Source organism: Sphingobacterium thalpophilum (assembly GCF_038396785.1).
Lineage (GTDB): Bacteria > Bacteroidota > Bacteroidia > Sphingobacteriales > Sphingobacteriaceae > Sphingobacterium > Sphingobacterium thalpophilum_A.
Genome location: NZ_CP151087.1, coordinates 870,217 through 883,812, shown reverse-complemented (window position 1 = coordinate 883,812; position 13,596 = coordinate 870,217). Strand labels below are relative to the sequence as shown.

At 39.4% G+C, this 13,596-nt stretch carries 11 protein-coding genes; 4 read left to right on the top strand and 7 right to left on the bottom strand.

Features of this window, described 5'->3' with window-relative positions:
- Positions 1-98 precede the first annotated feature (98 nt).
- Positions 99-3,641, bottom strand: a complete 3,543-nt coding sequence (smc, locus tag AACH28_RS04095) for a chromosome segregation protein SMC (RefSeq protein WP_341832313.1) — start codon at positions 3,639-3,641, stop codon at positions 99-101.
- 69 nt (positions 3,642-3,710) lie between these two features.
- Positions 3,711-4,415: a DsbA family oxidoreductase gene (locus tag AACH28_RS04090; RefSeq protein WP_075992847.1), complete on the bottom strand. Its 705-nt coding sequence runs from the start codon at positions 4,413-4,415 to the stop codon at positions 3,711-3,713.
- A gap of 110 nt (positions 4,416-4,525) precedes the next feature.
- Between AACH28_RS04090 and AACH28_RS04085 the strand changes: the two genes are divergently transcribed.
- The gene (locus tag AACH28_RS04085) at positions 4,526-5,341 is read left to right on the top strand and encodes a patatin-like phospholipase family protein (RefSeq protein ID WP_120334121.1); all 816 of its coding nucleotides are present in this window, start codon (positions 4,526-4,528) and stop codon (positions 5,339-5,341) included.
- 110 nt (positions 5,342-5,451) lie between these two features.
- On the opposite strand, the gene AACH28_RS04080 is transcribed toward AACH28_RS04085, so the two are convergent.
- Positions 5,452-6,300, bottom strand: coding sequence for a glycerophosphodiester phosphodiesterase family protein (locus tag AACH28_RS04080; RefSeq protein WP_341832312.1), 849 nt, complete (start codon positions 6,298-6,300; stop codon positions 5,452-5,454).
- Between the two features lie 444 nt (positions 6,301-6,744).
- On the opposite strand from AACH28_RS04080, the gene topA reads away from it, so the two are divergent.
- The 3 genes from topA to cmk are packed head-to-tail and all read left to right on the top strand — an operon-like array spanning position 6,745 to position 10,255.
- A complete protein-coding gene (gene topA, locus AACH28_RS04075; RefSeq protein WP_120334123.1) occupies positions 6,745-9,144 on the top strand; it encodes a type I DNA topoisomerase in 2,400 nt (799 codons plus the stop codon).
- Positions 9,145-9,146: 2 nt separating this feature from the next.
- Positions 9,147-9,560: a hypothetical protein gene (locus AACH28_RS04070; RefSeq protein WP_046672862.1), complete on the top strand. Its 414-nt coding sequence runs from the start codon at positions 9,147-9,149 to the stop codon at positions 9,558-9,560.
- Positions 9,560-10,255: a (d)CMP kinase gene (cmk, locus tag AACH28_RS04065; protein WP_341832311.1), complete on the top strand. Its 696-nt coding sequence runs from the start codon at positions 9,560-9,562 to the stop codon at positions 10,253-10,255. Before AACH28_RS04070 ends, cmk begins: the two co-directional genes overlap by 1 nt.
- Positions 10,256-10,307: 52 nt before the next feature.
- Here the strand turns inward: cmk and AACH28_RS04060 are convergent, their stop codons facing one another.
- From AACH28_RS04060 to AACH28_RS04045, 4 genes are all read right to left on the bottom strand, one after another.
- Positions 10,308-10,601 (bottom strand): hypothetical protein, encoded by a 294-nt coding sequence (locus AACH28_RS04060; protein ID WP_070561096.1) that lies wholly within the window; start codon positions 10,599-10,601, stop codon positions 10,308-10,310.
- A 162-nt stretch (positions 10,602-10,763) separates the two neighbouring features.
- Positions 10,764-11,963, bottom strand: coding sequence for a pyridoxal phosphate-dependent aminotransferase (locus AACH28_RS04055; protein ID WP_341832310.1), 1,200 nt, complete (start codon positions 11,961-11,963; stop codon positions 10,764-10,766).
- Positions 11,964-12,060: 97 nt separating this feature from the next.
- Complete coding sequence (locus AACH28_RS04050) at positions 12,061-12,435, bottom strand: DUF1573 domain-containing protein (RefSeq protein WP_075992841.1); 375 nt, start codon at positions 12,433-12,435, stop codon at positions 12,061-12,063.
- A 98-nt stretch (positions 12,436-12,533) separates the two neighbouring features.
- Complete coding sequence (locus AACH28_RS04045; protein WP_341832309.1) at positions 12,534-13,499, bottom strand: KpsF/GutQ family sugar-phosphate isomerase; 966 nt, start codon at positions 13,497-13,499, stop codon at positions 12,534-12,536.
- Positions 13,500-13,596 lie beyond the last annotated feature (97 nt).

Here is a 13,596-nt window from a genome sequence, read left to right as displayed (position 1 = left end):
ATTAAAGGCGAGAGGAAATTAAATTGATCTGTATAAATAAGACGGACCGGGTGTAGATCCCCTGAGTCCGTCTTATTTATTGTGTATTTCGTTGCTCACTAAGCAACTTCTCTTAGATCTACTGCAACTACACGGGATACACCTTGTTCAACCATGGTTACGCCATAGATGATGTCTGTACTTGCTATCGTTTTTTTATTGTGTGAGACCACGATAAATTGTGAATTCTTGGAAAAATCCCGGATAATATTATTGAATTTATCAATATTAGTATCATCCAACGGAGCGTCCACCTCATCGAATATACAAAAAGGTGCCGGTTTAGAAAGATAGAGTGAGAATAACAAGGCTGTTGAAGTCAAGGTCTTTTCACCACCCGAAAGCTGATTGATAGACAGCGGTCTTTTCCCTTTTGGTCTTGCAATAATGTCGATGTCTGAATCCAGCGGATTGCTTGGGTCTGTGAGCACCAGGTCGCAGCTGTCTTCTTCGTTAAATAGCGAACGGAATACCTTGACGAAGTTATTCCTTACGGCATCGAATGTAAACATAAACTGAACTTGAGCGGTATCGTCAATTTCTTTTATTGTTGCCATCAATGAGCCTTTTGCTTCGATTAAATCAGCTTTCTCTTTGTTAATGAAATCATAGCGTTCATTCATCTCGTCAAAAGCCTCTTTTGCCATTAGATTGATCGTTCCAAATTCATCAAGCTGTTTCTTGAGTTTACTGCATTTGGTTGCCAATGTCGTCTGATCTTCTGTGATCTCAGGCACATCTTCACGGTCAATCAGGTCTTTCAGTTCAACGTTGAATTCAACAGAAAGACGTTCTTTCAAGGCATTGAGGTCGATCTGAAGACCCGTTTTTTTATCTTTGATCTCTGAAACAAGAAAGTCACTCTGTTCTTTTGAACGACGCTGCTGTGTCAGAGCATCTTCGAGGTTATTGATTTTCTGCTTATCTGCATAGTAGCCGTCTTCCAATTCTTTGAGACCATCTTCCAGGGCGATCTTCTGCTCATACATGGCAATAAGATCCTGATCTTCTTCATCTTCAAATGGAATGGTTGTTCTTAAAGCTTCCTGCACTTCAACTAATTCTGCACTGTTTCGCTCCACACGGATTTCGTGATCATCTTTCTGCGTCTCTCTAAATTCGAGATCTTTTGTGATATTGGAAACTTTGTTTAACTGTTGATGGTAAGCGATATTCTCTTGATTGTATGCGGTTGATTTTTCGTTAAGTACCTCAGATATTTCATGGAACTGATCTTGTAAAGTCGATAATTCGGCTATACTCTGTTCTTTTTCCAGACGGAGCTCCTGAAGCTGTGGCTCCGCAATTTTTAAATCCGATTCTATACCTTCAATTTTCTCCTGAATATCTTTTTTACGGGCCTGGGAGTTATTGATGAAGGCTTGGTATTGCTCTTGCTTTGTTTTGACGGTAATTAATTCATTATTCAGTCTATTGAGCTGAAAGCGCAGCTCATCGATTAACTCTTTCTGTGAATTGCCACGCAGTGCATCCAAACGAGCTGTTTCGGCCGTTATTTTATCTTCAAGTTTTGCTATTTCCTGATTTAAGGTTTTGATCTCTTGGGATAGCACTTCCAGATTTTTCGCTCTTCCGATACGTTTGCCCTCAAATAATCCCACTGAACCACCCGAAAGGCCTAAATGATGTTTCGAATAACGTCCATTTTTTTGTAGAATCACCTGTCCTAGAGCAGGTAGCTTTTCATCCAGCTCCTTTTCATTTTCATGTTTAAGGATGAAGACTTGCTGGAGCAGCATCGTACATAAAGCCTTGTACTTTTCGTCTACGTTAATCACATCTAACGCAGACATCAAATTGTCATTTGGTGCGGAGGCAGCGCTTGGGGAATCTACTATGGCATCTAAAACAAAGAAATTAGCTCTTCCTTTTGCTGCATCGCTCAATAGTTGGATAGCCTGAACGGCATCTTGTTGTGTTTCGACAACATAATGGTTCATAATAGGCTCTAGGTAGTTCTCAATAGCCACACGGTAATCTTCCTGACAGAAAAGGACATCTGATAGGAGTGGGGGCTGCTTTTTCCAGCCTGCATTTTTCTTGAGGAAGCGAATGGAATCGGGGAAACCTTCTAAATTATCAACAAGGGATTTCGTGAGGTTGTATTCGTTTTGTTTGGCATCTACCAGGCGGAGATCTTTGGCAAGCTGGGCCTTAAATTCCTCGAGGTTTGCCTGGCACTGATTAATCTGTCCTTGGAGCTCTTCTTCCTGCTGGTTTGCTGAATCGTACTGTAGCTGCTGTGCTTCTACACGGCCTTCCAATTCCATAACAGAGGAATTGAACTGCAGCAATTCGGCTTCTTTTGCTTCTGTATCTACACTATTGCGAACAGATTCTTGCAGAAGAGCTTCTTTCTGAATTGTGAATACCGCAAGATCTTTTTCTAATTTGTATATTTTTGCCTGTAATTCAGCATTGCTCTTATTAAAAATATCGAGCTTTCCCTTTGCAGATTGTTGCTGTCCTCTCAATTCGTCGACTTCGGTTTTATCCGATTCAAGATTTGTTTTTAACGAATCGAGTTTATTTTGCTCATCAAACAATTCCTCATTCAGTCGTTTAATGGTGTAGAGGACATGATTAAGCTGTTGTTTATCGCTGTTGATATCGAGGTTCAGTCGGTTTTCTTTATCTTGAAGATTTTTGACTTTTTCGTTTTTGATCTTCTTTTCCGATTCATAACCTCGGATTTTATTGACAAATTCCTGTGTTGTCTTTTGCTGTACCGAAAGGTTTTTTTCCTGTTCCAAATTTGTCTGGCGGAGTATTTGGAGTTCAGTTTCCGCGTTCAGAATATTTTGCTGTGCATTGACGGCATCTTTTTGAACCTTGGATTCTTGTGTCTGAAGTCTTTCTAATTCGGTCGAAAAATCAGCAATTCTATAATAAGCCAAATCGATACTGCTCTGGCGGTATTCTGCTTTAAGGGAGGTATATTTTTCAGCTTTTTTAGCTTGATTTTCTAATGATTTGAGATTCTTTGTGATTTCGTAAAGCAAGTCATCCACACGGGAAAGATCGGCTTCAGTATCTCTCAGCTTTGCTAAAGTTTGTTTTTTACGAACTTTATACTTCGAGATTCCGGATGCTTCTTCAAAGAGGTTGCGACGTGAATTATCTTTGTTGTTGATAATTTCATCAATCATTTTCAATTCGATGATCGAATAACTGTCGGCACCAACTCCGGTATCCAGGAACAGATCCGTGATATCTTTTAAACGACATTTGACATCATTCAATCGATATTCACTATCGCCGTTGCGAAACAGCTTACGGGTGACCGTCACTGTAGAGAATTCCGTTGGTAAAATATTATTGTTGTTGTTGAAGGTCAGCGAAACCTCTGCAAGGTTTGCCGGCTTTCTATTTTTCGTTCCATTGAAGATAATATTTTCCATTTTATCGGAGCGAAGCATCTTTGTACTTTGTTCCCCCAGTACCCAGCGTATGGCGTCGACCACATTGGACTTTCCGCATCCATTGGGACCGACAATCGCTGTGACACCATCATTGAAGTTGATCGTGATCTTGTCTCCGAAACTCTTAAATCCTTTAATTTCTAGTTTGGTTAACTGCATTTATACCAAATTTGTTTGTCGTTATAAGCTTGCGAAAATAGTAAAATTAAACAATAATTTTTTCTTTCTTTATTCACATTTTCCTGTTTCAGGATCACATGAAGGGCCTTCTTCGCCTCTGCGTTCAAGAGGTGCAGGCTGACCGGCCAGGCATTCATTTATTGTATTGTGAAAGACTTCCATGGGCTGTGCTCCGGGGATAGCGTATTTTCTGTCAAATACAAAGAAAGGAACACCTCGGAGTCCTAAGCTGACACCTTCTTGGATATCCTGTGCAACATCATAAGCAAATTCATCCGATTCCAATAAGTTTTTTACATCCTGAGCGGAAAGCTGCTCTTGCGTTGCGATAGTGACGAGAACCTCATTGTTATTTACATCGAGACCATCGGTGAAATGAGCCTTAAATAAGGCTTTTTTGATCTGAGTGCCTTTTTGCTGCGCCTGGGCAAAATGGATCAGACGATGAGCTTTTTTTGTATTTACAACGATTGCTTTTTCAAAATTCAGGTCAATACCCAGCTCTTTTCCCTGCGCACTGAGCTGTGAAGTCATTGCAACAACATCGTCCATGCTCATGCCTTTCGTTTGAACGAGGTAATCGTAGGTTGGCATTGCCGGAGCATCTTCGGGATAGTCGGGGTTAAGCTGATACGATTTCCAGATGATTTCAGCGGCTGGCTTACTTGCGGTTTGTTGAAGAGCCAATTCAAGCTTTGTCAAGCCAATATAACAAAATGGACAAATAATGTCCGACCAAATTTCTATTTTCATATTTCTTTTTTTACTGCGTATATTGTAATCAAAAATACATATAATAACGATGATTATCTGTTTACATTGTTGCTTGGATGTAAACAAGTGTTTCATGTACTTGTATAATTATGTTGGAGAAAGCTTTTTTGAATCGTAAAGTTACCCTTGTCCTGGGCGGAGGTGGTGCAAGAGGTCTTGTGCATATTGGTATTATTCGACGGCTTGAAGAGCTGGGCTTTGAAATCGATGAGGTGGTAGGTTGTTCAATAGGAGCACTTGTCGGTGGTATTTATGCGCAGGGGAAGATGGATGTTCTCGAAGATTGGATGCAGCGCCTGACGAAGAAATCGGTCTTTAATATGATGGATTTTAGCTGGAAGGGACTAGGAATGATGAAGGGGGTCAAGGTGTTTAATGCCTTGAAATCTGTGATCCCCGATGCTAATATAGAGACTTTTCCAATTTTGTTTAAAGCCGTTGCGACAGATCTAAACTACGAAAAGGAGGTTGTGCTGGATTTTGGGAGTATGTATGATGCCATTCGGGCTTCGATTGCAATTCCAGCTGTATTTACAGCGGTAGAGGAGGAGAACCATGTGTACGTTGACGGTGGTGTACTGAATCCATTGCCCATAAATCATGTAACCAAGAAAGAGAATTTAATCATTGCTGTCAATCTGGAATCTAAACCGGATAAACAATATTCTGTTATCAAAAAACTGGATCCGAAGACTTCGAATTCCTTGGATATTCTACAAGCCTCGTACTATGTGATGCGCAGGAAAATGAGCCGTATGATTGTTGATTTATACCATCCCGATGTGGTGGTGGATATTCCCTATAATATCTGTAACCTTTGGGATTATCACCGCTCTGAATTTTTGGTTCAAAAGGGACGGGAATATATTGACAAAGCATTAAAAAACAAAACCAAAGCAAAGTAGTTGAGGTGATTAACGAGGTACTTTGCTTTGGTGTGGCTTGGTTTCTCCTGGCATTGAGATGAACTAGAGCTCAATTTTTTTCATTCTAAGCGAAACAAGCAAGGTGTTTGTTAAAACAAATTGGGGTAATCGCTAATAATTCCATCAACCTTTACAGCCTTCAGCTGTTCTATCTCGTCCTTTGTATTGACTGTCCATGGAATAACCTTGATATCCGCTTTATGGCACTGTGCAATAAAATCGCGTGTAGCTATTTTATAGTGCGGACTTATAATAAAAGGTGTAAAGCCCAAAGCTGCAATTGTTTGCTCAACGCTTTTGGTATAGTTTGCATCAATAAGATAAGAAACTTTGATTTGAGGATATGCTTTGTGCAGATATTTAATAGCTCTACTGTCAAACGATTGGATGACGGTTCGTGAAGCAATTTTCTTATCGGTGATTACCTGTACCATAAGGTCCACAAATTCTTCTACTCTTGGATGGAAAATACCATCTTTATCTTCCTTACTCTTCACTTCGATATTATAAAAGATCGGCGCTTTCCTTTTTACACTTGCGTAGGCTTCAGTACTGTCAATAAGGTCTGATAGTTTTGCTATACGCGTAACCTGTTTTTTCTGTTCAGGAAACTCTTTATAAAATTTCGATCCGATATCGTATTTAATCAGATCTTTATAAAGCATATCATAAATTCTCAGCGGTTTATCCTTGTCAGAAATTTCGGAGCCATTGGGTTTCAATACAAATTTTGGGTTAAGATAATCGTCGTGAAAGACAACAACCTTACGATCTTTGGTAATGTGGCAATCCATTTCCAGTGTGGTCACCTTTGCCAGATCTATTGCATTTTTCATGGCAGCGATAGACTCTTCAGGATATAGGCCGCGGCCGCCGCGATGTGCTTCCAGACTAAGTTTAGGGAAATTGCCTGAATTTGATTTTGCTGAATCTTTCATAACTGAACAAGATACAAATGGTAATAACGTGCCCCAAAAGGCAATTCTGAGAAGACTTCTTTTCATTATTAAAATATTTAAACAAAATAGGGGAGTTGTTATATATTGCCCTTTTGAATAAGCGAATATACATATATATTTTACTTATACGTATTTTAACTGTTTCGAATATTTGATTTTGCAACTTTATGAAGGTTGATTCGAAACCGAATAAAGTTAAATGAATTTGTTTTTGTCTGAAATAGACGGAAACAAAGTTGTTGGAGTGGCAAATTCGCTTGGTCTGACAGCGTTTCTGTGTCGAGCTCAACTCCGTTGCGCGGTCCTTTGTCCTTGGATAAATTTCTTAATTGTTGACATGAAATCTATTTTTTTTGTCTTTTTTGCAAGAAATTATTGTCATTCCTTTCAGAATTCCCTTTATTTGCACAAATCTCAAATTAGATGGCGAAAAATTTATTGATAGTTGAGTCTCCAGCGAAAGCGAAAACGATAGAAGGGTATTTAGGAAAGGATTTTTTGGTCAAGTCAAGTTATGGACATATTCGCGACTTGGTGAAAACCGATGATGCAATTGATACCGAAAAGAATTTTGAACAAAAGTATGAAGTTCCCTCCGACAAAAAGGCGGTTGTAAGTGAACTGAAGAAATTGGCTAAAGCTGCAGAAACCGTTTGGTTAGCGTCCGATGAGGACCGCGAAGGAGAGGCTATTTCATGGCACTTATTTGAGACTTTGGGATTAAAAGATGAAAGTACAAAAAGGATTGTGTTTCATGAGATTACGAAGCCAGCTATTCTGAAGGCTATTGACAATCCGCGTAAAATAGATTATAACTTAGTAAATGCACAACAAGCGCGAAGAGTTCTAGATCGATTAGTCGGTTTTGAATTATCTCCGGTTCTATGGAAAAAGGTGAAGCCTTCCTTATCTGCTGGACGGGTGCAGTCTGTTGCGGTTCGTCTGATTGTAGATCGTGAGCGTGAAATCAATAAATTTGAACCTGAAGCGGCTTTTAAGATCGTTGCTTTTTTTCATACGGGAAAAGTTAAAGATAGTTTTAAAGCCGAACTTCCGCAGCGTTTTGCAACAGAAGCAGAGGCGACTAAATTTTTGGAAGATTGTAAAGCAGCACTGTTTTCAGTAAAAAATCTAGAAACAAAACCTGCAAAGCGTTCACCAGCGGCGCCATTTACCACATCAACATTACAGCAGGAAGCAAGTAGAAAGCTTGGATTTTCGGTTGCCCGCACCATGCAGGTGGCGCAAAGGCTGTATGAATCAGGACGAATTACTTATATGCGTACCGATTCTGTTAATTTGAGTGATACGGCGATTGAAGCTGCTGAAAAGGAAATCAAATCGGCTTACGGCAACCAGTACCATAAGCTCAGAAAATATAAAACAAAAACATCGGGTGCACAAGAAGCACACGAAGCTATTCGTCCTACTTATTTCTCTGAGCACACCATTGATGGTGATGCATCCGAAAAAAGATTATATGAGCTCATTTGGAAAAGAGCAATTGCTTCCCAAATGAGTGAGGCGGAGTTTGAACGTACATTGGCAAAGATCGACATCTCAACCCGTACCGAAGATTTGAATGCTTCGGGAGAGGTTATGAAATTTGATGGGTTCTTGAAAGTTTACATGGAATCCTTGGATGACGATCAAGACAACGCGATGGACGAAGATAGTGACAATGCCATTCTTCCACCGTTAGCCATTGGTATGCCATTGACTTTGAAAAACATGTCGGCAACGGAGCGTTTTACACGACCTCCAGCACGTTATACGGAAGCTGCTTTGGTGAAAAAATTGGAGGAATTGGGAATTGGCCGTCCTTCAACTTACGCCCCTACGATTTCAACTATTCAAAACCGCGGTTATGTTGTAAAGGAAGAGCGTGAAGGTAAATCGCGCGATTACCGTGTACTGACATTAAAGGATGCCGAATTAACAGCGGTAACAAAAACCGAAATAACCGGTGCCGAAAAAGGAAAAATGTTTCCAACGGATATCGGTGTTGTGGTGAATGACTTTTTGGTTGAACACTTCAACGGTATTGTGGATTTTCATTTTACGGCCAACGTAGAAAAGGAATTTGACGATATTGCGCATGGACTGACCGAATGGACAAAAATGTTGCATGATTTCTATGGACCTTTTCATTCTGAAGTAGAAGATACTTTAGTAAATGCAGATCGTGCGAATAATGAGCGTGAGCTCGGTGTCGATCCTGTTTCCGGAAAGCCCGTTTCGGTTCGTATTGGTAAGTTCGGCCCGTTGGTACAGATTGGTTCTCCCGACGATGAAGAAAAACCTCGTTTTGCTTCCTTGCGGAAGGGACAAATGATCGAAACCATTACTTTTGAGGATGCCATGGAATTGTTCAAATTACCGAAAAAAGTCGGTTTATTTGAAGATAAAGAAATGACTGTCGCGGTTGGACGATTTGGACCTTATATACGTCACAATTCATCGTTTTACTCCTTACCAAAAGGTGTTGATCCTTTGGACGTAACAGAAGAAGAGGCGATACAGATTATCAAAGACAAACGTCAGAAAGATATCGAGAAAGTGATTCGGGTTTTTGATGAAAATCCAGATGCTCAAATCGAGCAGGGACGCTGGGGGCCATTTATTCGTTTTGGTAAGCAAAATCTGAAAATCCCTAAAGGAACTGAGATCGAAAAAATCACGTATGCGGATGTGCTGAAATGGGCTGAGGCGGATGCTCCGAAAGGAAAAGCGACCAAAGCAAAAACAACAGAAAAGAAAACTGTAGCAAAAAAAGCTACAGCAAAGAAGGCTCCAGCTAAAAAAACTACAAAGTCTAAATAAGGATGAAAGCAGATTTGCCTGAAAATATTGTCAAAGATATTATGATCGCCGTTGTTTTGGAAGGTGAGACGGTGGAGACAAAAAATTGGACTGTCTATGTTATCAATGACAAGAACATTGCCATTCAGAATGTGCTGATCAGCTCAAAAGGTTATGGCGAAAAGGATGGCCGACAAGTAACAACAACAACTTTGCGTCATTTTATTGGAAATATAGAAGCTAAATCGTTCGATCGTGTTGAAGCGATTGACGAACAGGTATTCGGGTTGACAAATGAATATTGGTTGAGTTTTTATATTGATAATATTATTTACGATAAAAAATATATCTTTTTACCCGAAAGCATTGTGGATGGTAACCTGACTAAGGTTCCTTTGGTCAATCGTCCCGGTGTAATCATAGGAGGAAACGAATAATGAGTGGACATCACAATTTTATTATCGCCATAGATGGTTTTTCCTCCTGCGGCAAGAGTACCCTGGCAAAGGCTTTGGCAAAAAAACTGAAGTTTGCCTTTATTGACAGTGGAGCTATGTATAGGGCCGTCACACTCTATTTTATCCGGCATAAAATAGCGCTGGATGATCAAGAAGCGATCGAAAGCGCACTAAAAGATATCCATATTGATTTTATCCCAAATGCAATAAAGACGGAGATCCATCTAAATGATGAGGATATTTCGGAAGAGATCCGTCAGATGTATATTTCTGATAAAGTTAGTGATGTGAGTGCAATTAAAGCTGTCCGGGTTGCCATGGTTGCCCAGCAGCAAAAATTGGGTAGCAGACGAAATATTATTATGGATGGCCGTGATATCGGTACTACTGTTTTTCCAGATGCTGATCTGAAGATTTTTATGACGGCCGATCCTAAAGTACGTGCTGCGCGACGTTATTTGGAGTTGACGGAAAAAGGGGAGGATGTGACGTTGGAAGAAGTCGTGGAAAATCTTGCAACACGTGACCGTATCGACAGTACCCGTGCGGAAAGTCCATTACGACAAGCGGAAGACGCGATTGTTTTGGATAATTCTAATCTGACACCAGAACAACAGCTCCATTTTGTTGAAGAAGAGTATTTGAAAGCTAAGGCTGCAAAAGTCCAATTATAAAACACAAAGAAGGCCGATTATTTAATCGACCTTCTTTGTGTTTGGAATATCATTATTTTATACTGTTAATTTGTTGTTGTTCCAATAATTTTCCAACATTGTTCTTTTCTCCAAACTCTGCTGTCTCATCTTGAAAAGATTCCAGAAGAGCTTTAATAGCATCTGAATTATCTGCTGTACGTTGATAGATATCGGGAATTGTTTTTTCGATATTTTTATCGCCGAGTTCAATGTTATCAACTTCGATTTTGCCTATTTTTTCCAAAACAGCTTGCTGGCTATTTCTGACATCTTCTAATTCTCTCGCTATTTTTTCCATCAATTGGAATTTCTTCAATTTATCCATATGAAATCGCTTTTGTTACTATTAGAAGAACAAGATGCTTCAAAACTTTGTTTTGTTTTTTTTTAAAAAGAAATAGAACAGGGGTTTATGGGAAGGAACCATGAAAAAAGAAAAAGGCGGAACATGCATGTTCCGCCTTTCTTAAGTGCTGTTATCTTATTGTTAATTTGTGCGTCCCGGATACACTTGGAGTGCTTTCTCTAAGCAAACTAAAGCGCTTTTAAGATCATCCTGATTCAGTACATAGGCCAGGCGGACTTCATTTACTCCAGCACCCTCTGTACTATAAAAGCCCGTAGCTGGAGCCATCATAACTGTTTCGTTATTGTAAGAGAACTCTTCCAACATCCATTGACAGAATTTATCTGCATTATCAATTGGTAATTTGGCTACGACGTAAAATGCTCCACCCGGGTTAGGAGAGTAAACTCCTTCAATGGCATTGAGCCCTTTTACGAGGGTATCTCTTCTTGCTGTATATTCTTTGGATACCGCCTCGAAGTAACTGTCTGGTGTATCAACAGCAGCTTCACCCGCTATTTGTCCTTCTAAGGATGGGCTTAAGCGCGCTTGTGCAAATTTCAGTGCTGTCTGATATAGTTCTTTGTTTTTGGTAATGATACATCCAATACGCGCACCACAAGCGGAGTAACGTTTTGATACTGTATCAAAAATAACGACATTATTTTCGAGACCTTCTAAATGCATTGGTGAGATAAACTCTCTGCCATCGTAACAAAATTCACGATAAGCCTCATCTGAAAAAAGGTAAAGATCATATTTTAGACAAAGTTCACGAAGAGCTTCGAGTTCTTCTCTGGAATAAAGGTAACCTGTAGGGTTATTTGGATTACAGATGCAGATTGCTTTGGTTGTAGCGGTAATTACTTTTTCAAATTCGGCGATGGAAGGTAATGCAAATCCACTTTCAATATAGGACATGATTGGTTTGATTACCACATCGGAGGAACAAGCAAAACCATTGTAATTCGCATAAAATGGCTCTGGAATGATGATCTCTTCGCCTTCATTTAAACAGGCTTGCATAGCGATCATAATCGCTTCCGAACCACCATTTGTTACTAATATATCTGTCGGCTCGATATTATAATTTAGCTTATTATAATATTCTGCTAACTTGTTTCGGTAAGAGGCTGTACCTTCAGAAGGTGTGTAGGCCCACACTTTGAACTGTATATTTTTCAAAGCATTAAGCATCACTTCAGGTGTTTGGATATCAGGTTGTCCGATATTGAGGTGATATATCTTTTTACCTTCTTTTTTTGCTTGATCAGCATATGGCGTCAACTTTCTAATAGGCGACGCAGGCATATTCAGCCCTTTTTCTGATATTACTGGCATTATAGTTTTTTTAAAATTAGTAGTGCAAAGCTAACCAAAATAAAACGAAAAAAGCCACATGATAATGTGGCTTTTTTCGTTTTATCTATGGGAATTGTTATTCTACAATACCCTTAATGTATAGCGTTTTTACAGGAGTCTTGGTATTCGACTGCACCGTGAAGCTCTTTGTGAATGGCGCTTTTGCTGCAGCATTGTAAGTCACTTTAATCGTACCACTTTCTCCTGGTTTGATTGGCGTTTTTGTAAATTCTGCTACAGAACATCCACAGGTAGGCACCACGTTGGAAATGATAATTGGCTCGCTACCGGTGTTAGAAAATTTGAAATTATACGAAACGGGCGTGCCGGCAGGAATTTTACCAAAATCATGTGTTTCTTTTTCGAATTTAAATTCTCCTTGTCCTGTTTGCATCGAAGAAAAACCAATAAAGGAAATGATCACTGCTAAGATTGTTATATACTTTTTCATGCTTCTAAAATATTACTTTACGATTAAAATAGTACAACTGATATGCCAAATTTAATATTTATTGCCAATTTATTGTACATCTAACAACTTTATTACAGTTATATTATCCCTTCTTTCAATAGATCCTGTATGTGGATAACACCAGCGTAATTTCCTTTGTCGGAAACCAATAGTTGTGTGATATTGTTTTCACGCATAATATGGAGCGCATTGGCGGCCAATTCATCTTTATCGATAATTTTAGGTGATTTTCCCATGATATCGGCGGCAGTAATTGTCGCTAAATCCGTGTGTTTCTCCAGCATACGACGGATATCACCATCTGTGATGATGCCAAGTATGTTTTCATCATCCAACACGGCGACAGCTCCCAGTCTAAACTGTGTTATGGTGATGATGATATCACTTACTGTGGCTTGTTGCGGGACGCTAGGTTTGCCATTCTGATCGGATAGATCGCCGACTCTTAAGTACAGCTTTTTGCCTAATGCTCCTCCTGGATGGTATTTTGCAAAATCTTTATCCGTGAAATCACGGCACTCTTGTAATACCACGGCAAGCGCATCACCCATTGCCAACTGAGCAGTTGTACTTGAAGTTGGTGCAAGGTTGTTGGGACAAGCTTCTTTCTCAATGGTGGTATTTAAAATATAGTCGGCATTTTTAGCGAGGTAGGAATCTGTATTTCCGACCAAAGCAACCAATACATTCTTTGTCTGTTTTAAAAAGGGAACAAGTACTTTAATCTCAGGTGTATTACCACTTTTAGAGATGGCAATAATCAAATCATTTTGTTGGATGATACCAAGATCTCCATGGATAGCATCAGCAGCATGCATAAAAATCGATGGTGTACCTGTCGAATTGAGCGTTGCAACTATCTTTTGAGCAATAATAGCGCTTTTACCAATTCCAGTTACAATAACTCGGCCGTGCAAATTAAGAATACGATCGACAACGGTAACAAAATCATCATCAATATATTGAGCTAAAGCAGCTACTGCCTTGGCTTCTTCTTGAATAGCTTGAATAGCTATATTTTTTATTTCGTAGTTGTTTTTCACAAAAAATACTCTTACTTTTATGTATTAGAATAGATTGCAAAAATAGATTATTTTTCAAGATTATTTCTTCATTTATCTATCTTATTTTTGCCCAAGG

Coding starts and splice junctions, on each gene's coding strand:
- AACH28_RS04050 (WP_075992841.1), bottom strand. CDS start 12,435: ATGAAAAAGTATATAACAATCTTAGCAGTGATCATTTCCTTTATTGGT.
- AACH28_RS04085 (WP_120334121.1), top strand. CDS start 4,526: ATGTTGGAGAAAGCTTTTTTGAATCGTAAAGTTACCCTTGTCCTGGGC.
- AACH28_RS04060 (WP_070561096.1), bottom strand. CDS start 10,601: ATGGATAAATTGAAGAAATTCCAATTGATGGAAAAAATAGCGAGAGAA.
- smc (WP_341832313.1), bottom strand. CDS start 3,641: ATGCAGTTAACCAAACTAGAAATTAAAGGATTTAAGAGTTTCGGAGAC.
- AACH28_RS04080 (WP_341832312.1), bottom strand. CDS start 6,300: ATGAAAGATTCAGCAAAATCAAATTCAGGCAATTTCCCTAAACTTAGT.
- AACH28_RS04055 (WP_341832310.1), bottom strand. CDS start 11,963: ATGCCAGTAATATCAGAAAAAGGGCTGAATATGCCTGCGTCGCCTATT.
- topA (WP_120334123.1), top strand. CDS start 6,745: ATGGCGAAAAATTTATTGATAGTTGAGTCTCCAGCGAAAGCGAAAACG.
- AACH28_RS04070 (WP_046672862.1), top strand. CDS start 9,147: ATGAAAGCAGATTTGCCTGAAAATATTGTCAAAGATATTATGATCGCC.
- cmk (WP_341832311.1), top strand. CDS start 9,560: ATGAGTGGACATCACAATTTTATTATCGCCATAGATGGTTTTTCCTCC.
- AACH28_RS04090 (WP_075992847.1), bottom strand. CDS start 4,415: ATGAAAATAGAAATTTGGTCGGACATTATTTGTCCATTTTGTTATATT.